Consider the following 22,654-nt stretch of genomic DNA (forward strand, 5'->3'; position numbering starts at 1 on the left):
TAGCACCCTATGAAATTACCGGCCTTCTTTATTGCGCATGGCTCTCCGCTGCTGGCTCTCGAGGATAACGAATACACTCGTTTCCTGGAGCGGCTGGGTTCTGATCTGGGGAAGCCCCGCGGCATTGTAGTTTTCTCGGCGCACTGGGACAGTCCCAAGCAGCTGATTACAGTGGACGCACAGCATGAAACGCAGCATGATTTCTATGGTTTTCCGGAAGAAATGTATAAGCTGGCCTACCCGGCCCCGGGCGATCCCGCGTTAAGCAGCAGGATATCTGCACTCTTCAAGGATAGTAATCTTTGTCATCAGCCTATACTCGGCCGGGGCCTTGACCATGGGGTCTGGGTTATTCTGAAGAAAATGTTCCCGCAGGCCGACATTCCGGTCGTAGCCTTGTCCGTCGATTCGATGCGTTCTCCCGAGGAGCAGTACAATATCGGACGGATGCTGGCTCCGCTGCGCGATGAAGGAATCCTCCTGATCGGAAGCGGAGGACTGGTCCACAATCTCAGGCTGCTGAAGCAGGATGATCAGCCCGAGCCTTGGGCGCTCGACTTCGATGCCTGGATCGCTGAGCGGCTCGAAGCATGGGATCTGGCTTCACTTTTTGCTTTTGAGAAGCAGGCTCCGCATGTGCGGGAGGCCGTTCCCACTTACGGTAAGGAACATTTCGTACCGCTCTTCTATGTAATGGGTACAGCCGATGAGGGCAAACGGGCGCAATTAATGATTCAGGCCTATCAATACGGTACCCTAAGCTTAAACTGCTGGATGGTCGACTAATACACAAATAAATGCAGGATACAGCCGCTCTAATGGCTGTATCCTTTTTTGTATGCAGATTTTCCGGTGTGCTCAAGACAAACTCTGCCAGCTATGATTAAATGAAAGAAAGCTTACATACAAAACTTTAGGAGGAACAACAAGTTTATGACGATAAACCGGTCTTCAGCCCGTCCTATATCAGTCTTCGTCCTTGCTGCCGCCCTGCTCTCCGCCTGCGGGACAGAGAATGCAGTAACGGTTCCAGTGCCGACTACAGTAGCAGCTACTGCTGAACCCCAGCCGACAGAAGCTGCGCAGCCCACTCCGACAATAGCGCCTGCAGCGGGAATAGTATCCGGATTAACGGGGCTTCCGGCTACGGACGGAACGCTGCCCCGGCCGCTCGCAGTCATGATCAATAATGCCCCGGCTGCCCGGCCGCAATCCGGAGTCAGCGAAGCGGATATCCTCTACGAAGTACTGGCGGAGGGCGGAATTACCCGGCTGATCGGAATCTTCCAGAGTCATACCGGGGTGGTGAAGATCGGCCCGATCCGCAGTATCCGCCCTTATCTGCTCGACATTGGCGAGAGCTACGGCGGTGTGACTGTGCATGCGGGAGGCAGTCCGGCGGCTTACGCCATTCTGCAGAAGCAGAAGAAGGAGGACATGGACGAGATCGGCCGTGCAGGTGCCTACTTCTGGCGGGACAAGGAGCGCAAAGCCCCGCATAATCTATACAGCAATGCCGCCAAGCTGCGGGAAGGTGCAGGGAAGCTGGGATTTGCCGAAAGTGTGGAGGTTCCCGGGTTGCTTTTCACAGATCCGGATTATGCGCCTACTGAGGGGAAGCCCGCGCTGGAATTCAATGTAAGCTTCCTGCTGAAGAGCTATACGGTGGGGTATAAATATAATGCTGAGCAGCGCACCTATGTCCGCTGGGTGAACGGCAAACCGCATCTGGATCTGAATAATAACAGTCCGGTGGCAGCGGCGAACGTAATCGTAATGGGCTCTGACCATAAGGTGCTCGATGATGTCGGCAGGCTGCAGGTGGATGTGGAGCTGGGCGGGGAAGCGCTGCTGTTTCAGCGCGGAGTAGCGATTCCCGGCAAATGGTCGCGCAGGCCCGGAGACATCATCCGGTTCGTGAAAGAAGACGGCAGGGAAGCGCTGATGTACCCCGGCATAACGCATATTCTGATTGTACCGAACAGTCCATCCTTCGGCAGCCATGTCGATTATGCGCTGGCACCTAGTCCCACCTGATAAGCACCGGATAATTAACCGTTCATATGATTATTTTCGCAATTACAGGGAATTGTTATTATAGTGTAAAAAAGTTCGGTTTTTTACTTCTATCCATTCTATTGATATGATAAGATAACAAGGGTTGTCATTCATTTTCATGCTGTTTACATTTGGGTGGCTTCACGTTTTCACGGCAATTTTATGTAAAGGGGTTTAAAGCTAATGAAGTTGAGAAAAAAGGATATATTCTTTGAGACGCTGGAAAACATGGCGGATACCATTGTTCAGGCGGCAGATTACTTCGCTCAGAATATTTCGACTCTCCAGGACAATGTTGAGAATTTCGCCGGGGTGATGAAGAAATACGAATCCCAGTGCGATACCTACACGCACACCGTCATCAAGGAACTGAACAAAACTTTTATTACGCCGCTGGAACGTGACGACATCATGGACCTGATCACAAGCATGGATGATGTTATTGATGGTCTGGAGGCTTCTGCCTCGCGTTTCTATATGTATAACCTGCTGGATGCGGATGAGTATATCGTCCAGTTCGCGGAAATTCTGCGCCAAAGTGCGTATGAAATCCAAAAAGCGGTTCATTTGCTCTCCCAGAAGAAGCTGCTGGCGATCCGTGAATACACGATCCGTCTGAATGATCTGGAGAACCAAGGCGATGAAGTGCTTCGTATCTGTACGAAGGCCCTGTTCGAAACTGTAAAAGACCCGATTGAACTGATTAAGCGCAAAGAATTGTACGAGCGGTTGGAGACGACCACGGATAAATGTGAAGACGTAGCCAACATGCTGGAATCGATCATCATGCGCAATTCATAAGGGGCTCTGAAATATGGATACATCTATATATGTACTAGGTTTTGTTATATTTCTTGCGCTGGCGTTTGACTTTATCAATGGTTTCCATGATACAGCCAACGCAATCGCTACCTCAGTCTCTACACGCGCGCTGAAGCCGCGTACAGCCATTATGATGGCAGCAAGTATGAACTTTATCGGTGCGCTGATGTTTGAAGGCGTAGCGAAGAAGATCGGCGGCAGCATTGCTGACCCGGCACTCCTGGATAACGGGATAGATATTCTTATTGCGACGCTCATTGCGGCGATTATCTGGAATCTGGTAACCTGGTGGCTCGGGATTCCATCATCGTCCTCCCATGCGCTTATCGGAGCTTTGGCCGGAGCGGTATATGTAGGTGCAGGTTCGGAGAATGTGAAATGGCATGGCTTCATTGAGATTGTGGAGGGGCTGATCTTCTCCCCGCTGATCGCATTTGCCATCGGTTATGTTGTGATGATGATTCTAAAGTGGATCTTTGCAAAGCGCAGTCCGCATACCGTGAACAAGGGTTTCCGTTCCATGCAGATCATTACGGCGGCGCTCCAATCCTTCACACATGGTACGAATGACGCCCAGAAGGCGATGGGGATTATCACCTTTGCCCTCGTAACATCGGGACGGCTCGACACTATGCATGTACCACTCTGGGTTAAGATTGCAGCGGCAACATCCATGGCGCTCGGAACGTCCATCGGCGGCTGGAAGATCATTAAGACCATGGGTACCAAAATTTTCAAAATTGAACCGATTAACGGCTTCGCAGCAGATATTTCGGCCGCGTCCGTTATCTTCACAGCTACACTGCTTCATCTGCCGGTAAGTACGACACATGCCATTACCTCTGCAATCCTCGGGGTAGGCTCAGCCAAACGCTTCTCCGCCGTGAAATGGGGAGTAGCCGGACGTATCGTGGTGACCTGGTTTATTACCATTCCGATCAGCGCAGTGCTGGCGGGAGTAATCTTCAAACTCTTTTTCTAGACTTGAATTGAATAGATTGCCCGTACAAGATGTCGCGGAAGCCACGAATGGCTGCGGACATCTTTTTTTGTGTTTCCAGCTTTTTTTGTGTTTCCGGCTTTTCTTGATTTTGCGGGGAGTATTTTGGTTTTTCAAGAGAGGAATGTCACAATAAGTTACAGCGAACTGATAAAAAACATTAATAGGCGTAAAAAGAAAATGAAATACGTCACATTTAGAAAAGAAAATGACATGAGCGATTAAAGGTTTTCGTAGTTTTTTGTAGTTTTCGGTAGTCTTTAAAGTAAGGTGTGTTTTAAGTGTTACCATAGCTGACAAACACATAATGATATACAAAGGAGGCCCTGTCGTTGATCGACTTTCATCAGGTAGACAAACATTACGGACATTTCCATGTACTGAAAGCCATTGACCTGCATGTTCAGGAAGGGGAAGTGGTTGTCGTAGTCGGTCCTTCCGGCTCCGGCAAGAGCACTATGCTGCGCTGCATTAACCGACTGGAGACTATTACGAGCGGCGGACTGACCGTTGACGGTATAACTGTAAATGAACGCAAGACAGATATCAACAAGCTGCGCAAAGAAATCGGAATGGTCTTCCAGCATTTCAATCTGTACCCGCATAAAAAAGTAATCGATAATATCACACTCGCGCCGGTTAAGGTGCTTGGGCTAAGCAAAGCGGAAGCCGAGAAGACGGCAATGTATTATCTGGAAAAGGTCGGGATTGCCGATAAAGCACAGTCCTATCCTTCACAGCTGTCCGGCGGACAGCAGCAGCGTGTGGCGATTGCCCGGGGGCTGGCGATGAAGCCGAAGATTATGCTGTTCGATGAGCCGACCTCGGCGCTTGACCCGGAAATGGTCGGGGAAGTACTCGATGTTATGCGGACTCTGGCCCGCGAAGGCATGACGATGGTTGTCGTTACCCATGAGATGGGCTTCGCCCGCGAGGTGGCCGACCGGGTAATCTTCATGGATCAGGGACAGATCGTGGAAGAAGCGGAGCCGGAGCAATTCTTCGCCAGTCCGCGTGAAGACCGGACACGAACGTTTCTCAGCCGTGTATTAAGTCATTAAACAAATATATAGGATTCAGGGGAGGAACAGAAATGAAAATGTCAAAAAGCTTCAAAATGTTAAGTGTACTGATGATTGCGGCTATGCTCGTGATTGCCGGCTGCGGCAACAACAATGCCAAGAACAATGCCGGAGGGAATGACGCTGCTGCAGGAACGGCTACTGACTCTGAGGCGATTGCCAAGATCAAGGAACGCGGCAAGCTGCTCGTAGGCGTGAAGTACGACACCCGCCTGTTCGGTCTGAAGGACCCTGCATCCGGCAACGTAGAGGGCTTCGACATTGATATCTCCAAAGCCATCGCCAAAAAAATTCTGGGTGACGAGAACGCGATTGAGCTGAAGGAAGTTACCTCCAAGACACGTATTCCGATGCTGAATAACGGCGAAATCGATATGGTTGTAGCTACAATGACCATCACTGAAGAACGCAAGAAGGAAGTTGATTTCTCCGACGTCTATTTCCAGGCAGGCCAATCCCTGCTGGTGAAGAAGGGCAGCCCGATTACCGGACTGGATGACGTAACGAAGGATACGAAGATCCTGGGCTCCAAGGGCGCAACCTCCATTAAGAATATCAAAGAAAAAGTGCCGGGTGTAACCGTGCTTGAATTCGATAACTATCAGGATGCATTCAGCGCCCTGAAGGCCGGCCAAGGCGATGCACTGACTACGGATGATGCGATTCTGTACGGTATGGCTTCGCAGGACCCGGGCTATGAAGTTGTAGGCGAGCCGTTCACCGATGAGCCTTACGGCATTGCAGTTCAAAAGGGCAACACCGATGTAGTTAAAGCCGTGAATGATACACTGGCTGAACTGAAAGCAAACGGTGAGTATGATGCCATTTATACGAAATGGATTGGTAAAGCTCCAGCGAAATAAGCATGTTCTAAGCTCCAGCTTACTTCACAACCTGCCTTATATTACTCGCAGAAACGGATGCCATCCCATAAGGATGGCACTGCCGTTTCTACTTGTTTATAGGAAGGATTCCTATGTAGAGCAAGAACGAACTACGAACTCATCTTTGGGCAAAGGCAGGTGAAATCAATGGAATTTTCAATATTAACGGATTATTTCGGGTTGTATATGGAAGGGTTCTACGGCACTGTGATGTCCAGTGTATTGGCCCTGATCGGCAGCTTCCTGATCGGAGCAGTGATTGCGGTCTTCCGCATTACTACTGTGAGAGCGCTGCGCTGGTTCGGAACGGCGTATGTGGAGTTCATCCGCAATATCCCGCTGCTGCTTGTAGTGTACATCTTCTATTATGGACCTTCTGCTCTGGGCTTTACGCTGGACGGCTTCAAGGCGGGAACGATCGGACTTGCGGTATACACCTCGGCCTTCATCGCCGAAGCGATCCGCGCCGGAATCATGGCTGTTCCCAAGGGACAAATGGAAGCATCACGTTCATCCGGCCTAAGCTACATACAGACGATGCTGCATATCATCCTGCCGCAGGCGATTAAGCTGGTCATCCCGCCGCTCGGCAATCAGTTCATCAACCTGATCAAGAACTCCTCGGTGCTGACGCTGGTAGCCGGCCTTGATCTGATGTATTTCGCGGACAGTATCTCAACAGAGACTTACCGTACCTTCGACACCTACATCTTCGTGGCGTTGTTCTATCTGGTACTTACCCTTCCGCTCAGCTACGGCGTACGCGTGTGGGAACGCAGACTGCAGCGCAAATATTAAGAAGCCACTCAAAGCATAAAGGAGGGATATCATGGATTTTATTGGTGCATACTCCGCCGATAATTTGAAGTTTTTGCTGGACGGACTGTATATTACGCTGATCGTTGCCTTTGTATCGATCATTCTGAGTTTTGTCATTGGCTGTATTATTGGAGTCATCCGTTATTCAGAAGTGCCGGTATTGTCTCCGGTGATGTTCTACCTGGTCGAGCTGATCCGTAATCTGCCGCTGCTGCTGATTATATTCTTCATCCGCTTCGCCTTGCCGGAGGTAGGAATTAAGCTTGGACTGATTACGGCGGCGATTGCTGCACTAACGATATTCGAGGCGGCGATGATCGCTGAGATTGTACGGGGCGGGTTGACGTCCATTGATAAAGGGCAGATTGAGGCTGCACGTTCCTCCGGTCTCAGTAATTTTCAGACTCTGTGGCATATCGTGCTCCCCCAGGGACTGCGTCGTATGGTTCCGCCACTGGTCAGCCAGTTCATTTCGCTGCTGAAGGACACCTCACTCGCGGTAGTCATTTCATTGCCGGAGCTGATGCACAATGCGAATATCGTAATCGGGCACAGCTATGGCTATGCTATACCGACGCTCGCGCTTGTGGCACTGATCTATTTCACCGTAAACTTCCTGCTGTCCATGCTCTCCAGAAGACTTGAGAACAAAACAGCATAAATCGAGCGGGTTCGGGGCAAAACCGTATAAAATAAAGTGCGGGTATGATACTATAGTTGTCAACATCTCTAGGCAGGAGCAGTGGCGATGGGACAATCTATTCTGAGAATGAGAGTTGCAGAGATTCTGCTGGTAGCGGTCGTTACCGCTGTGGCCGGTGAATTCAAAATAAATCCGTTTGATGGCGACATCTTCCGGATTGCTATGGGCAGCAGCGCTTTTCTGCTGTTTTTGCTTTTAATGAGGCAGTTGCCGTATATCAGTACAGGCATTGCTACGGGTGTGGTCGTCCTGCTGTTCCGGACCGCAATGGATGCAGTAGAAGGAAGCGGACTGACGTTTGAGCAGAGCCTGAACAGTCATTTCTCCGCGATGGTCTATTATATTGTGTTCGCCATGCTGATGCATGCCATCAAAAGCCGGCTGGATACCTTCCATCCGCTGGTGCTGGGCGCTGTTGCCGCGGTAATCGATCTCTTGTCGAATGAAATGGAGCTGCTGACCCGGCTGATTGTACTGGATTCGGCCTCCTTCCGGCTGAACGAATGGACGTATCTGATGGCGATCGCTGTCCTGCGTACGTATTTCACGACGGGGGTATACAGCAGTATCTCCGTCAGCCAGATGCGGATCAGGGCGCGTGAACAGAACGAACGGATCGAGCAGATGCTCGGCTTCGGCTCCGGCCTGTACGGGGAAGTATTCTATCTCAAGAAGTCGATCGGAACGCTGGAGAATGTGACTCTAAACAGCTTCGAGCTGTACCGCAATCTGAAGGCCGGGGAAGGACCGGAGCCGTATAGCCGCCAGGTGCTGGATATCACCCAGCAGATCCATGAGGTGAAGAAGGATTCCCAGCGGATTCTGGCCGGGCTTGTGAAGCTGGTGGAGCGCGAGGTTACCGGTGATATGCCGTTATCGGGAATTCTGCGGTTCACGGTCAAGAGCAATGCCAAATACGCCGAAATGCTGGGCAAGCAGGTCAATTTTCATATTCATATTACCTCCGATTACACAACCGACAGTTATATTCCTCTGCTGACTCTGCTTAACAACCTCACTGCCAATGCGGTGGAAGTCATCAAACGTAAAGGCAGCATCAACCTGGATGCCTATGAGAAAGACGGCATGACCATTTTTACAGTGACCGATAGCGGGGCAGGGATTCATAAACGCGACCTGGAGCTGTTGTTCGAGCCGGGTTTTACTACGAAATTCGATGAAGAGGGAATCGCCGCTACTGGGATTGGACTCTCTCATGTACGGGATATAGTGAATATGTTCGAGGGAACGATTACCGTTCAGCCGGTGTCACATGCCGGAGGGGCCATGTTCCAGATTATTGTGCCGAGCGCAAAGCTGCGGAAGGAGGAATAGAGAATGCCACTTTCTTTCTGTATTGTAGATGACGACGCGTCGGCAAGAAGAATGCTGCAGCATATTATTGAGGATAGCGGACTTGGCGAAGTGGTGGGTACGGCGGAATGCGGGCAGGAGGGGGTAGCCCTGATCCTGAGCGAGACGCCGGATATTGTGCTGATGGATCTGTTGATGCCGGACCAGGATGGTATTGAGACGATCATATCCCTGCAGGCGCAGGGCTGCCGTTCCAAGTTCGTGATGATCTCACAGATTGAGAACGGGGATATGGTCAGCCGCGCCTATAAAAGCGGGATCGAGTTCTTCATCCGCAAGCCGATCAATAAGATTGAAGTCGAATCTGTGCTGTACAAGGTGAATGAACGTTATGCGATGGGCCGTTATCTGGATGAGATTAAGCTGACGCTAGGCAAGCTGGAGGGGCTGCAGTTCGGAATGCCGCAGATGCCGTCCGGCAAACGCTCCGTCAAGGAGATTATCCAGCCGATTCTGATGAATATGGGAATGATCTCGGAGAATGGCAGCCGGGATATTATCACGATCATGGAACTGGTGGTGGCGGGGGGGAACAGCGGGAGCCTTCCGCCGCTCAAGGAGTTGTATGAAATGGCAGCCGCTACATATAAACCGGTGCCAGCCGATGCTGCCAAGGAAGTCAAAGCGATTGAACAGCGTCTGCGCCGCGCGCTGGCTGCCGGACTGGCGAACCTTGCTTCCATCGGTCTGACGGATTACGGCAATCCGAAGTTCGAGCATTATGCGCCGCTGTATTTCGACTTTGAAGAAGTACGCCTGAAGATGAAAGAGATTGAACAGGGGAGAGACACCGGCAAGGTGAAGGTGAACATCAAGAAGTTCCTGCAGGTGCTTCATTTGGAAGTGCTGGAGGGGATGGGCCGCTAGAGCGGAATGGATACGGAAAATGAAGCAAGGAATAAACCTCCGGAACCGCTGCCCAGCGGACTGGCGGTTATTTTTTTGAGATTGATAGCAGGAACCGGGAACGATGCAGAAGTTTCATAATAGTAGGCCTCATGCGTTACAATAGTAGCAGGCCGACAGGCAACGGGCTGTTGCCATGCGGATAGCAGGATAAGGTGGAGGACTCATATATGATACGAACGCTTGCGGTAACGCATAAGGGTGAGGTGCTGACTGACCTGCCGCTTCAGAGTATAGTGCTGGATAACTATGCCTGGATTTGGGCGGATTTTGCCATGCCTACGGAAGAAGAAACATTGCTGCTGGACACTTATTTTCATTTTCACCCGCTGGCCATTGAAGACTGTATGCATGTGCTGCAGCGACCGAAGCTGGATTATTACGAGGAAGTGCAGTTCTTCGTGCTGCATGCGCTTAATGAGCGTACGTTGGAGGCGGAAGAGGTCGATCTTTTTCTCAGCAAAAAATTCCTCGTTTCCTACCATCACCAGAATAAATCGGAAATGGAGGAAGCGTGGCAGATGGTCCAAGCTGAAATTCATAGCCGTAAGGGCTGGTCGGGCGGGCCGATGGCTGCTGCTTACACCGTAATGGACAAGCTGGTCGACAGGTATTTCCCTTCGCTGTACACCCTGGAGGATGAACTGGCAGATCTGGAGAGCAAGAGCGACAGTGAATCGGTGGAAGAGCTGATGAGCCAGGTGTTCAACGTGCGCGGAAGACTGCTCAAGCTGCGCCGGACCATCGTGCCGATGCGTGATCTGATGTACCGGATCGTCAACTCGCAGCATGTGCAGAGCAACGGGGAAGAACGGATCTACTTCGGTGATATTTATGATCATCTGCTGAAGCTGACCGACATGATTGAAGTTGACCGGGAAATGACCGCCGATCTGCGTGACAGCTACATCTCGCTCAACTCCAACCGGATGAATTCCATTATGAAGACACTGACGGTGATTACTACCGTATTTATGCCGCTGACGCTGATCGCCGGAATATACGGGATGAACTTCAGGGTGATGCCGGAGCTGGATTGGGATTATGGTTATTTCGCGGTGCTGGTGCTGATGCTGGTGCTGGGAGTTGGAATGTTCAGATGGTTCCGGCGGAGCGGCTGGTTTAAGTGAGACCGTGCAGAGAACCGGACAAGGAGCAGCGGTATAAAAGAATGGTTATGGCTGACGACGCACGGGTATTCTTGGAATACAGCGGCCTCGCAGCAGACAGACAAGGCGTGTTAAACGCCGCCGCTTAAGAACGACGGCGCTTAACAGAGGAAGGGGCCCCGGTTTTGCGGCTCTTGGAGGTATTTTTGCGGCGCTGCGTGGTTGGGCGTCTTTTTTTGCGCCGTTTGGGGGTATACAGTGCCGCATCTTCTTCCGCCGCAAGTGCTCCCGCTGCGTTTCCCTTGCCTTTGCCGAATCCGCCCATCACGAGCTTCACCATGGGAGCCATCTGTGAAAATCCCTGCATGACCTTCTGTACCTTGCCCATGGAGTTGACGATCCCGTCAATCCCGCCCATCCGGTCGACAATTCCCTTGATCTGCTCCATATTCGCCAGACTCCCGAGGTTGCCCAGCCCGCCCAGCAGACCCCCGGCCTTCGCAGTAGCAGCTTCGGCAGCGGGCACAACAAGTGCGGTATCGGCAGCTTCAGCACCCAAGGCAGGCAGTATTCCGGGTTCTCCGGGAAGCGGGGCAGGGGCGTAGGAAGTGAGGCCCGGATAGGGTGACAGATTGTACGGCTCAGCCAGTGAACGCCCTTCCCTGCGGGAATGATTATAGTAATGCTCAGGCATAATATCACATTCCTTCGTTAGTGGTTTGCTATACTGTATGTCATGGGCGAACATACGGTATAGACGAATGCCCGGGTAACCGGGATACTAGCGGAAAAGGGCGAATGCCTACAAGTACCCTCTGGAAGTGAAGAAACCGTGTCCATGCTTGATTTCGTGAGGTTTTGTAGTACTATAGTTAAGGCGGTAAATCCTATGAAGCTAGGGAAAAGGGCCGTTAGCCCCATGAGCGATGTGCGCCCGGGGTGGACGTTTGTCCATTATTTTCGTTCTTTACAGCGTGAAACCGTTAATGCTTGAAAAATGTGCTCCAGTGCAATATAGTAGAGGCAAGATAGTCACATTAAATTTATGCTTCCGAGTATCCATTTTGTATGGACCAAACTTTTAGGGGATGATAAACGATGCAGCTTAAGAAGCTAAACGATAAAAGTATCGATCAATTATTTGAGGCTATTTTAACATTGAAAAATATGGAAGAATGTTATGTGTTCTTTGATGATTTGTGCACAGTGAACGAAATTCAATCGCTCTCGCAGCGCCTTGAAGTCGCGCGGATGCTGGGCAAAGGGTCTACATACAATCAAATTGAAGCAGAAACAGGTGCCAGTACAGCAACAATCTCCCGTGTGAAGCGCTGCCTGAACTACGGCAATGACGGTTACAAGCTCACGCTGGAACGTCTGGGACGATAACTGATGCAGCCGGGTGTGCTGATGATCAGCCACGGCTCCCGCGATAAGACCTGGGTGTCGATCGTAGAGGAAGCCGTGAGTCATTTATCGCTGGGGGAAGAGATTCCCGTGGCGGTATCTTTCCTGGAGCTGGTAGAAGGGCGATTGATCCAAGACGGTATAGACGAGCTGGAACGTGCAGGGGTCACAGATATTATTGTGATCCCCTTGTTTGTTTCTTCCGGCAGTACGCATATCGATGAGATAGAGTATGCACTGGGTGCTAAGCCGGTTCCGGAACGGGAGACGGATCTGGAGCGGTTCAGGGTCACAGCGCGGATTCATTACGGCTATCCGGTTGACGACGATCCGGACATTGCCCAGATGATCTGGGATAAGCTCCGTGGACTCTCGAAGCATCCCGAGCGGGAGACCCTGCTGCTCGTCGGACACGGCAGCATTCATGAGGGCTTCCGGCAACGCTGGGAGCAGGGGATCTCCTCACTCGCGGCGCGGGTACGGGACATAAGCGGGCTGGCTGCGGCCGATTACGGGCTGCTGAATCCGGACAGCGTAAGAAGCAAAGTGGAGTATTGGCAGGAGCAGGGCCATGATGTACTGGTGGCTCCGCTCTTTTTAAGTGAGGGGTATTTCACCAAGGCTGTTATCCCGCAGCGGCTGGAAGGGCTCAGTTATGCCTACTCCGGCCAGACCCTGCTGCCGCATCCGCTGCTGCCGCGCTGGATTGAACGGCAGGTCGAGGCGGCGCTACAGCGTCTGCGGGGCCGGGGTTAGAAAATAACAAAAAATCAAGAAATCTGGGGGCGGGCAGTGGCAGAAAGTCCAAATAGTCACCGTAGAAAAAATAGAATGCGTCCAGTATTTATTTTGGCAGCCGCCGCATACATATATCTATACTTTCTGCCGGGCTGAGGGGTCTCCAGCGCTGCGCGGGAGTATAAATATAATCCTCTGAAGCTCCCTGACATTGCTTGTGGGGTCCTGAATTGGGTATAATCAGTAAGGTTATCCATTATATAAACAGGTGGCGTTCCGGTAATGAAAACTGCGAGATTGATTTATAATCCCACTTCTGGTCGGGAAGAAATGAAAAGACGACTCGCCGATATTTTAGACCGGCTGGATGTTGGCGGCATTGAAGCCTCCTGTCATGCAACAACCGGAGAGGGCGATGCCACAGCAGCCGCAGCTGAGGCTGTAGAGCGCGGTACGTATGATCTGATCATAGCTGCCGGAGGCGACGGTACGCTCAATGAAGTAATCAACGGGATGGCTGAGAAGCCTAACCTTCCCCCGCTCGGCTTGTTACCGCTCGGGACTACCAACGATTTTGCCAGGGCTATGGGCATTCCGAAGAATTGGGAGGATTCCTGCGACCTGATTCTGCGCCAGGAGTCGCGCCTGATTGACCTCGGCAAAGCCAATGACCGTTATTTCATTAATATAGCCGGCGGCGGCCAGCTGACGGAGCTTACCTATGAGGTTCCCAGTAAGCTGAAGACCATGATGGGCCAGCTTGCCTATTACCTGAAGGGTATAGAGAAGATGGCCAGCCTTGCTCCGCAGGAGCTGTACATCCGCGCGAACGGCCAAGAGATGATCCATGACGAGTTCATGCTCTTCCTGATCGCCAATACGAACTCCGTCGGCGGCTTCGAGAAGCTGGCTCCGGGGGCCAGAATTGATGACGGCCTGCTCGATGTAATTGCCGTCAAGAAATGCAACCTGGCCGAATTCATCCGGCTGGTCCGGCTTACGATCCGCGGCGATCATCTGAATGACAAGAAGGTCATCCATTTCCGCACCGATGCAATGGAGGTTACTTCTCCCGGCCACGTCCTGCTTAACCTGGACGGCGAACTCGGCGGCACGCTGCCGGGCAATTTCAGTATTCTGCCGCATCATCTGCGGATCTTCGCGCAGAATAATTAACAAGATTAATAGTGAAGATAATGAAAGAAGTGAACCTATACACATGAGTAAACACCGCAGCGGGCGCAGCGCAAGCCGCCGGGAACAAGGACCGGCCTCTGTCGCCGGACTGCCAGTGATTAAGAATGATGAGGTCCTGCTCGATATTATCGGCATGACCCATGAAGGTGAAGGGGTAGGCCGCGTAGAGGGCTTTACCCTTTTTGTGCAGGGCGCTCTCCCCGGTGAGAAGGTCCGCGCCAGAGTGCTGAAGACCAAGAAGCAGTATGGCTATGCCAAGCTGATGGAGCTGGTACAGGCTAGCCCCGACCGTATAGGGCCGCCTTGCCCGATCTATGATCAATGCGGCGGCTGCCAGCTGCAGCATATGGATTATACCGCCCAGCTGGCGTGGAAACGGCAGCTGGTGGTGGACAACCTGGAGCGGATCGGGAAGCTGCAGGTTGCGGGTGTGCCAAACGCAGGTGCTGCAGGGTCTCCGGGTGCAGGTGCTAATGTGGCAAGTACAATGGCTGCGGATTCCCTGAACGAAGGAATCGTTGTCCTGCCTACCCTTGGCATGGACGAGCCTTGGCGTTACCGCAACAAGGCTCAGGTGCCGATTGGCGTGACCGACGGCGGTCTGGTCGGCGGATTCTACGCACGCGGCAGTCACCGGATCATCGACATGGAGACCTGTCTGATTCAGCATGAAGACAATGACAAGGTCGTTGCTGCCGTGAAGAGCCTTGGCCGTGAGCTTGGCATTACCGCCTATGACGAAGAGACCGGCCGCGGGCTGCTGCGCCACGTTGTGGTGAAGAAGGCCTTCCGCACCGGCCAGATGATGCTGGTGCTGGTTACGAATGGCCGGGATATCCCGCATCTGGATGCCTGGCTCGGCAGTATCCGTGAGCAGCTTCCTGAAGTGGCGAGCATCTGCCAGAACATTAACACCCAGAAGACTAATGTAATCTTCGGTAACGATACCCGCGTCTTATGGGGCAGCGATGTCATCTACGATTATATCGGAGATGTGCAGTTCGCTATCTCAGCGCGTTCCTTCTACCAGGTGAACCCGGTCCAGACCGAGGTACTGTACGGCAGAACCCTGGAATACGCTGCGTTAACCGGAAGCGAGACTGTAATTGATGCCTACTGCGGCATCGGAACCATCTCGCTGTTCCTGGCCCAGCATGCAGACCAGGTCTACGGGGTGGAAATTGTGCCTGAAGCTATAGAGGATGCCCGCGCGAACGCGAAGCTTAACAACATGAGCAATGTGAAGTTTGAAGTTGGTGCCTCAGAGGATGTCATCCCTGCCTGGAAAGAGCAGGGCATCACCCCGGACGTCATCGTCGTCGATCCCCCGCGCAAGGGCTGCGACCCGCGCCTCTTGGAGACCATCTTGCTAATGAAGCCGGAGCGGGTAGTATACGTGTCGTGCAACCCGTCGACACTGGCCCGGGACTTGCGGGTGCTGGAGGATGGCGGGTACAGAACCGTGGAGGTCACTCCGGTGGATATGTTCCCGCATACGGTGCATGTGGAGTCGGTAGTGAAGTTAGAAAGAAGATAAAACAAAGTCATATCAATGAGTATGAAGCCACTGAGTGTTATATTGCACATTCAGTGGCTTTTAATTGTGGAAATATCCACGCACTATTATAGGAACAAGTGTATATTACTAATGAAGTGAATGAGCGTTCAGTGCAGTTGCTTTTTACTTTTTTTTATTGTTAACCATACGAAACTTAAGCCATAAGAAGTCAGTAGTATTGAAACAAGAAGGATGATTTCTGTGAAGTGCGATAGAGAAATGGAAAAAATTGTTGATAAGAATCCGATAATGGTCCATTGGATGACATAGACTGAATTTATATTTTTGCTTAAGCCAGTCATGAAGGCTATCACTGGACCTTTGGTTTGATTAAATAATAAATAGAGTAGTCCGATCCATCCTATTACCAAGATAATGTTAAAAATCATACCTGTGAATGTCATAAAGAAGAATGAATGTTCATCAACAAACATACCCTTTTTAGCGATAAAACAATAAGCGATATAGGTTAATGAGATGGCGAGGGCGAGTGGTGTGACCTTAAAGAAGAAGCCTTTTTTATCTTTTAAATACCGATATAAGTGAGCAAAATAAAACCCTGAGACAACAAAAATAATCCAATTCACAAATGGAAAGGTCACATTGCCATTTGTCGGTATGATTAGACCAACGATATCAGCAATGAGAAAATTGTCTGATTTGAACAAAAAAATATCTCCTAAGAGTGAACAAATGAGGGCGATGACAATAACGGCTGTGGAAGGAATATTTAATTTCTTGACAATGCCAATAAAAATAAATGCCAAAGCTGCGAATTGGAGAATATCCATCATAAAAAAGTTATGAAGTGCAGTCATATTGAATGCGTCTCCAGCAATAAATGTTCGTATTGTTTCAGGGATGATCCACCTGCAGACATTCAGAACAAATCCAATAACAAAGAGATGTAATCCTCTACTAAATAAATCAGATGGGTGGTTCTTACGGGAATAGGTAATGCCCATCCCCATAGTAAACATAAAGACAGGAGCAGCAAAAGGAGAGCCTAAAATACTGACAGCGAAATCCTCAAAAGCACTATAGGTTGGTACTTCAAATACACCAAGAATATGTTGCCATATCATAAAAATAACTGCGAGACCTTTTGCAATATCCAATTCCTTTTGACGCCCAGTGTTTACAGCTTCTTCCGAAAAGAAGCTTCTTAAATAAATAACTTTTAACATAGTATTCTCCTTATAAGTGTGAAGTATGATCTTATACTCCAAGTTGTATTAAATGGGGGTAATGGGCCTCTTTTATGCAGTTTATCTATTTATGATTGTTGGATTTCATGATCTTTATAAAATTAAAGAACCCATCATCAAACCCATCATGATCATCTGAAGGGTCTTCATGTTGGAAATGGGGATCTGGATAGTGTTCATTGTAAAATGCATTGATTTGAAAGCCGCATTTATTCACGTAAAAGTGGATGTTTCTCTTTTCAAAGTAAGGTGTACCAGTTTGCCAGACTAGAGTATTGGGATATTTTTCTTCGATTGCTTGCCACACTTCAAAACCAATGCCCTTGCTGTGATGTTCTGGTTCGATAAAGAAAAAGTCCAAATGATTATGGTTTGTTACGTCATTAATAGACACAATAACGCCGCCGATACGATGGCCGCTCTTGTAGATGTTATAAGTTTCTGCTCCTTTGCTATAAAAATTTCTCTCAATATCTTGGTCGGGTGGAATAAGCTTGTCAGAAGCATCTTCATCCATGACTATTATGGCTAGAGAAAATGCATGCTGGAGTCTCTTTTTAAACGACGTTAATCCGGATTCAATGACGGGTTCGAAGATGAGTTCATTCATTTTCATTTTTTTTTACCTTCTCCTGTTTGATATTGTTCAGTGATGTTTCAAGAGATACGACAAATTCTGAAATGACATGTGTCACAATGTCTACACATGGCTCTAAAGTGGATCTAAATGCATCACTTTCAGCGGCGAAAACATCTGAAAAGATGGTTGTAAGATAGTCATTTCCAGTTTCTGTTAACGATAATTCCTTTTCTTTATGACCGGTAGGAACAAGATCTATATATCCTAACTTTACAAATTTCCGAGTGACTGAGTTGATCGTTGTGCGAGGTACCTGCCATTCATCACAGATTTGGCGTTGTGTATGTGGTTTCCTGTCTGAAAGGGCGTATAATAGCACAAATTCATTCTCATGGACCCCTATTTGCTTAGCAATAGAGTAATATAAGCCGTCTAGTTTATTGATTGCAATCATAAAGTTTAGTATTTTTGTGCGTTCAGAATTCATAGTTGATCTCCTTAATAATAATACGATATCGGATTTACAATAATACGATATCGTATTATTGTCAAGGGTTCATTATCCATGTGCAGCGCACCTCCTGATTTCGCTTAATTACAAGACCGCATGCCTTTGCGAGAGAGGGGCCGGTCTATTTTCGTTTTATATTAAAATCATTCGTGCATTACCCGTATTTAGACTTTCCCTTCCTGTTGTTAATATGAAAATTGTTACAGGGAGTAATTGGCGTTTAAGCACTGCTGGAGAAAGCGTATACAATTAACATTTGGAAGGGAAGGGCAACGTGCGGTTACTGCGCAAGACGTTTTGACGGATCGGTGTAGTCAGCGAAAGCTGGGCTGCATTCAACTGTCAGTGCTGTAGATCATCGAGGCCTTCTAACCGTCAACTTTTGTGAATGCGTTTTCAAATTTTGTCTACCATTTATGTTCAAAGGGAGGTGTGCATTGATCGCAAGTCAGACATGACGTAACCCAAGGAGAAAATATTAACAAATACGATATTTTCCCCGAAACAGCATCTTAACTGGGGTAACTCTATAGCCAGACTTTAGAGACTTCCTCAAGAAAAGGAGTCAGACTAAGATGAACAGTAGAAAATGTGTAATCAGCATCTCCCGCCTCCTAGTCATCATCATGTTGTTCTCCGTATTCACGTATACTCCTGTCCCGGCTGCTGCGGCCGGAGAAGAATTGCCAGTTGAACTGAGCGACCTCATTGCTCAAGCCGAAGCCCTAAAAACCGGCAATCCGGAATTTCCGCTCCAAGTCAGCCAGTCTGTCTATGGTTCCGTCTATGGTTCTGATGTGAACCAGGCTTTGCCCTGGGTGCATGTCGACGAACTCCAAGCTCTTAATGATGCGCTTGAGCTCGCGCGTAATGTGAACACTCCCGCCGACGAAGCTATAGCCATTCTTAAAGCAGCCATAGTCACTTTCAATGAAAATATTAAGTCAGACGGCTCCGATCCTTATTTCCGTCTTGATCCGGGTCCGGGTAAGGTTCCTGTAAAAGTTACCGCGCCCACGAATACCTGGACGGCCAGAACTCCGCTTGACAACCGTGTCCCCGCTGACTTTGCCGGCGGCACGTTCAAGACGATCCCGTATCCTTTTGCAGATTCCCAAGGTAAAGCTGAAGTGCTCCAGATTCATTACGCACATAACGGAAAAAGCACGTTCGGCGGTATAAGTCTGGAATCCCCGTTGTCCCCGGCCGTAAATGTCACAGAGGGTTCAACGATTGAATTCGATGTCTACTATCCCAAGAGTGCGCAAGGCAAATTCATGAGATGGAGAATCAGAAATACGGGCACTAACCTCGATACCTATCTTAGGGATTACCAGTACAACAACCTGAATCCTGACTGGGTGGGCAGCTACAACGGTGAATCCTGGTTGAAGGCGCATCACAGCATTACTGCCTCAACGGGCAATTCCTCGAACTTCATTCTTGAGCTACATGGCGAGAATGCCCGTCCTGCAGAAACCGGTATGCTGCTTGTCGCCAACATTGAGATTACCGCACCTGATCCTAGTGGCGTTGCACTTCCGAGTGTAGTCAACAAGGAAAACCAGAGTGCCGTAGCGCCTCTAAAGAGTCTGTACAATAAGGAGAATGGCCTGTTCATGGTCGGCGCGATCGGCACGGGACCCGTAACCGGAACCCGCGCCAATCACTATGAAATCTTCGTCGACGGCAACAATCTGAAGGCCGATGGTACGCATCCCCGTGGCCCGGAGTGGCTGAAAAGCGTTAGCGGCGAGGCCCTGAACGGCGCAACCACTACCCCTGGATTAGCGGAATATAGCTTCCCGACCAATTCTTATCAGGCGATCAGGGATTCCGGAACTCCCGGACAGTACAAGTCTCACGGCCATGTTCTGGCATGGTACAACCAGGCCCCCGGATGGATGACACAGATGATTCCCGCGAACCTTACTTCCGGGTATAATGGCGGGACCGATTTCTACGGACTGGGCAACGGCGTCACAACTACGGTCAAGGTAGACAAAGAAATGGCGAGAAGGGTGCAGTTCAACCACACCATGTATGTGATGCGGCACTTCCTGACCACAGATACGAAGTACGGCTCCAGCGAATCCCGTGGCGTCATTCCCTTTAATTCCTGGGATGTACTCAACGAAGAGGTTCACGAGAGCCGCCACAGCGAACTCATCCCCGGGGATGCGAACAGCTGGAGAACTAGCCTGAAACATACCAACTGGCTTGCTGCCATGTCGGATGATCAGATTGGCGGCGACATCACCGACCATTACATTTACCTGCTCTTCAAAAACGCGCACATCGCGGCTCCCAACGCCAAGATGGCGGCAGCTTACAAAGCCAATTACACTAATCTTCCGGAGTACATGAAGCTTGATGGACACGACAACGACGGCAGCATTGACACTTACATCGTTGACAATCCACCGAAGCTGACCTATAACGATTACGGACTTGCGACCCGCAGCAAAGCGAGAACAGTATACAATATGGTTCTCGAATTAAATACCGCATGGCGTTCCGATCCGCTGTATGACGGAAGACCCCTGATCGAAGATATCGGTATCCAGGGACACGATGCGGTGGGGAAGACCCTTGCGAGCGATAACCAATATGCGATGGCCCTCTATGCCTCTCTCGTTGACCGGGGCCTGCTATCAGGTATTACTTATTCAGAGCTTGACCTTAAGGTACCGACCGATGCCCCCGGAGGAGGCGCGACCGCTCCCGCAGTGCTCAATGTGAGACAGTCGGATGCCCTTGGTTATCAGTACGCGCTGCTGTACAAAACGTTTAACAAGTTCGCCCCGTATATCGATCACATCATCAGCTGGGGAGTATCCGGTTCCGGATGGCAGGGAAGCTATGTCCTGTTTGACGGTCAGAGCAATGCAAATGCCGGCTACTATGGCGCCATGAAACCGGACAGATTCATTCTTGGACATTCGTATCTGGATGGTTTTTTTACAGGCGAATTCGAGAAAATTCAGAACGATGTCATTGACCTTGGCGATCTTGGAGTCTATAGACCCGGCAGTGTGAATGCGGACCTCAGCAGCTTGACACTGAGCGCGGGAACACTCCAGCCTGCGTTCAACACAGCCACCACAGAGTACGATGTTTCTCTAAAGGATGCTGACAGCATTACCGTGACAGCGGCAGCGGCAGACAGCAGGTCATCCATTAAAGTGAACGATAAGGTGGTTGCAAGCGGTACAGCTTCCGAAGCTATAGCGCTGACACCTGGAACAAGAACGGATATAAAGGTTGAGGTAACAGGTGCAGACGGCAGGGTCAAGACGTACACTCTAAAAGTAGTCAATGGCAAGACGGAGACTCCGTCCACTCCGGAACCAGGAACACCATCTGCAACACCTACGCCTGCAACATCTTCAACGCCTGCACCTGAAGTACCTTCAGCCCCTGCACCTGCAGCTTCTGCAACACCTGCCCCTTCCGCACCAGTGGTACAGGGTCAGACAGTAACCATGCAGGCGACAGTGAACAAGGGTACAGCATTGGTTAAGGTATCGGATCTGGCAAAAGCAAAGGAATTCATGGAGAAAAATGTTACCCTGGACATTCCTGCCGCGCAAGGAGTGAATTCATACTCGGTCGGCTTGCCTGCTGCAGCACTGACAAGCGGAACCAAGGATGACAAACTCACCATTTCCACAGAATTCGGTCAGGTCGTCATTTCCGGGAATATGTTGACAGGCGTGACTGAAAGCAGCGGTAAGGAAGTAGCGCTGGAGATTGGAAAAGGCGACAAGTCAGGGCTCCCGGCGGAAGTGAAGGCGGCTCTTGGCGATAGGCCGGTCATTCAGCTTAGCCTTAAGGTGGACGGAAAAGAAGCAGCCTGGAGCAATCCGGATGCCCCTGTGACGGTATCCGTGCCTTACAAGCCGTCTGCGGATGATTTGAAGAATCCCGAAATGATTGGGGTCTGGTACATTGACGGAAGCGGGAATGTGATGACTGTACCAAGCGGACGGTATGCTTCCAAGACCGGTAGGGTAACCTTCACAACTACTCATTTCAGCGACTTCGCGGTAGCTTACGTATCCAGGACATTCAAAGATCTCGGAACGGCAGCATGGGCCAAGAACGCAATCGAAGTCCTGACGTCCAAGGATATTCTCAAGACTGAGGGCGGTGAATTCCATCCGTCAACCGAGATCACCAGAGCAGATTTCCTGTACTCCCTCGTTAGGGCACTTGGCTTGACTGCCAAGGGAAATGGGAATTTCAGCGATGTGCAAGAGAATGCTTACTACTATAATGAAATTGCCATAGCCAAAGCACTTGGTATTACGAACGGCCTGGACAACGGCAGATTCGGCAGCGCTCTTAAGATCACAAGACAGGACATGATGGTGTTGACCGAAAGAGCCTTGAAGCTGGAGAAGAAGTTGAATAACCCGGGTGCGGCTGAGGATCTGGAGAAATTCTCTGACAAGTCCAAAGTGGCTTCCTATGCGGTGAACAGCGTAGCTGCCATGGTGAAGGAAGGATTGATCGAAGGCAGCGGTAACAAAGTCAATCCGGCCGGCAACACCACCAAAGCAGAAGCTGCGGTATTCCTCTACAGACTGTATAATAAATAAGAGATTCGCATAAGAATGTGGAAACCGTGACAGCTATTGCTGGCACGGTTTTTGCTATGTGCGGCGAAAATATGGATATACGGGATTAAGCACA

Annotated in this window: 20 protein-coding genes; 16 read left to right on the forward strand and 4 right to left on the reverse strand. The window is 50.1% G+C overall.

Annotation, left to right across the window (positions count from 1 at the left end; all coding sequences use genetic code 11):
* The first annotated feature begins 9 nt into the window (after nucleotides 1-9).
* The 11 genes from R50912_RS03400 to corA all read left to right on the forward strand — a co-directional run bounded on the left by R50912_RS03400 (nucleotide 10) and on the right by corA (nucleotide 10,778).
* A complete protein-coding gene (locus R50912_RS03400; RefSeq protein WP_042232452.1) occupies nucleotides 10-786 on the forward strand; it encodes a DODA-type extradiol aromatic ring-opening family dioxygenase in 777 nt (258 codons plus the stop codon).
* Nucleotides 787-933: 147 nt separating this feature from the next.
* Entirely contained in the window at nucleotides 934-2,037 is a 1,104-nt protein-coding gene (locus R50912_RS03405; protein ID WP_042232455.1) for a DUF3048 domain-containing protein, read from the forward strand.
* A 204-nt stretch (nucleotides 2,038-2,241) separates the two neighbouring features.
* A complete protein-coding gene (locus tag R50912_RS03410; protein ID WP_039298293.1) occupies nucleotides 2,242-2,859 on the forward strand; it encodes a DUF47 domain-containing protein in 618 nt (205 codons plus the stop codon).
* 13 nt (nucleotides 2,860-2,872) lie between these two features.
* Complete coding sequence (locus R50912_RS03415; RefSeq protein ID WP_039298295.1) at nucleotides 2,873-3,862, forward strand: inorganic phosphate transporter; 990 nt, start codon at nucleotides 2,873-2,875, stop codon at nucleotides 3,860-3,862.
* Between the two features lie 350 nt (nucleotides 3,863-4,212).
* Entirely contained in the window at nucleotides 4,213-4,941 is a 729-nt protein-coding gene (locus R50912_RS03420) for an amino acid ABC transporter ATP-binding protein (RefSeq protein ID WP_042232457.1), read from the forward strand.
* A 32-nt stretch (nucleotides 4,942-4,973) separates the two neighbouring features.
* Nucleotides 4,974-5,825, forward strand: a complete 852-nt coding sequence (locus R50912_RS03425) for a glutamate ABC transporter substrate-binding protein (protein WP_039298300.1) — start codon at nucleotides 4,974-4,976, stop codon at nucleotides 5,823-5,825.
* Nucleotides 5,826-5,993: 168 nt separating this feature from the next.
* Nucleotides 5,994-6,644 (forward strand): amino acid ABC transporter permease, encoded by a 651-nt coding sequence (locus R50912_RS03430; RefSeq protein WP_042232459.1) that lies wholly within the window; start codon nucleotides 5,994-5,996, stop codon nucleotides 6,642-6,644.
* Nucleotides 6,645-6,675: 31 nt separating this feature from the next.
* On the forward strand, nucleotides 6,676-7,326 hold the full coding sequence (locus R50912_RS03435) for an amino acid ABC transporter permease (RefSeq protein WP_042133429.1): 651 nt from the start codon (nucleotides 6,676-6,678) through the stop codon (nucleotides 7,324-7,326).
* An 87-nt stretch (nucleotides 7,327-7,413) separates the two neighbouring features.
* Nucleotides 7,414-8,703 carry an ATP-binding protein gene (locus R50912_RS03440; RefSeq protein ID WP_042232461.1) on the forward strand — a complete coding sequence of 430 codons (1,290 nt, stop codon included), beginning with the start codon at nucleotides 7,414-7,416 and terminating at the stop codon, nucleotides 8,701-8,703.
* Nucleotides 8,704-8,706: 3 nt separating this feature from the next.
* Complete coding sequence (locus R50912_RS03445) at nucleotides 8,707-9,609, forward strand: response regulator (protein ID WP_042232463.1); 903 nt, start codon at nucleotides 8,707-8,709, stop codon at nucleotides 9,607-9,609.
* A gap of 209 nt (nucleotides 9,610-9,818) precedes the next feature.
* A complete protein-coding gene (corA, locus tag R50912_RS03450; RefSeq protein WP_042232465.1) occupies nucleotides 9,819-10,778 on the forward strand; it encodes a magnesium/cobalt transporter CorA in 960 nt (319 codons plus the stop codon).
* Between the two features lie 124 nt (nucleotides 10,779-10,902).
* Here corA and R50912_RS03455 read toward each other — a convergent pair whose 3' ends face one another.
* Nucleotides 10,903-11,451, reverse strand: a complete 549-nt coding sequence (locus tag R50912_RS03455; protein WP_042232467.1) for a hypothetical protein — start codon at nucleotides 11,449-11,451, stop codon at nucleotides 10,903-10,905.
* Nucleotides 11,452-11,855: 404 nt separating this feature from the next.
* Here R50912_RS03455 and R50912_RS03460 point away from each other — a divergent pair, with 404 nt between their 5' ends.
* The 4 genes from R50912_RS03460 to rlmD all read left to right on the forward strand — a co-directional run bounded on the left by R50912_RS03460 (nucleotide 11,856) and on the right by rlmD (nucleotide 15,636).
* Nucleotides 11,856-12,146 carry a YerC/YecD family TrpR-related protein gene (locus tag R50912_RS03460; protein ID WP_019913624.1) on the forward strand — a complete coding sequence of 97 codons (291 nt, stop codon included), beginning with the start codon at nucleotides 11,856-11,858 and terminating at the stop codon, nucleotides 12,144-12,146.
* Between the two features lie 3 nt (nucleotides 12,147-12,149).
* Complete coding sequence (locus R50912_RS03465; RefSeq protein WP_197073030.1) at nucleotides 12,150-12,920, forward strand: sirohydrochlorin chelatase; 771 nt, start codon at nucleotides 12,150-12,152, stop codon at nucleotides 12,918-12,920.
* Nucleotides 12,921-13,184: 264 nt separating this feature from the next.
* Entirely contained in the window at nucleotides 13,185-14,078 is an 894-nt protein-coding gene (locus R50912_RS03470) for a diacylglycerol kinase (protein WP_042232470.1), read from the forward strand.
* 43 nt (nucleotides 14,079-14,121) lie between these two features.
* Nucleotides 14,122-15,636, forward strand: a complete 1,515-nt coding sequence (gene rlmD / locus R50912_RS03475) for a 23S rRNA (uracil(1939)-C(5))-methyltransferase RlmD (RefSeq protein WP_042232473.1) — start codon at nucleotides 14,122-14,124, stop codon at nucleotides 15,634-15,636.
* Between the two features lie 128 nt (nucleotides 15,637-15,764).
* On the opposite strand, the gene R50912_RS03480 is transcribed toward rlmD, so the two are convergent.
* The 3 genes from R50912_RS03480 to R50912_RS03490 form a co-directional block, all read right to left on the reverse strand.
* Nucleotides 15,765-16,844 carry a heparan-alpha-glucosaminide N-acetyltransferase domain-containing protein gene (locus R50912_RS03480; protein WP_042232475.1) on the reverse strand — a complete coding sequence of 360 codons (1,080 nt, stop codon included), beginning with the start codon at nucleotides 16,842-16,844 and terminating at the stop codon, nucleotides 15,765-15,767.
* Nucleotides 16,845-16,929: 85 nt separating this feature from the next.
* Nucleotides 16,930-17,481 (reverse strand): GNAT family N-acetyltransferase, encoded by a 552-nt coding sequence (locus R50912_RS03485; RefSeq protein ID WP_197073031.1) that lies wholly within the window; start codon nucleotides 17,479-17,481, stop codon nucleotides 16,930-16,932.
* Complete coding sequence (locus tag R50912_RS03490; RefSeq protein WP_052415957.1) at nucleotides 17,468-17,932, reverse strand: MarR family winged helix-turn-helix transcriptional regulator; 465 nt, start codon at nucleotides 17,930-17,932, stop codon at nucleotides 17,468-17,470. Before R50912_RS03490 ends, R50912_RS03485 begins: the two co-directional genes overlap by 14 nt.
* A gap of 599 nt (nucleotides 17,933-18,531) precedes the next feature.
* On the opposite strand from R50912_RS03490, the gene R50912_RS33020 reads away from it, so the two are divergent.
* The gene (locus tag R50912_RS33020) at nucleotides 18,532-22,560 is read left to right on the forward strand and encodes an S-layer homology domain-containing protein (RefSeq protein WP_052415961.1); all 4,029 of its coding nucleotides are present in this window, start codon (nucleotides 18,532-18,534) and stop codon (nucleotides 22,558-22,560) included.
* The last annotated feature ends 94 nt before the right edge of the window (nucleotides 22,561-22,654 follow it).

The sequence above is a fragment of the Paenibacillus sp. FSL R5-0912 genome, assembly GCF_000758605.1.
Taxonomy (GTDB): Bacteria; Bacillota; Bacilli; order Paenibacillales; family Paenibacillaceae; genus Paenibacillus_AQ.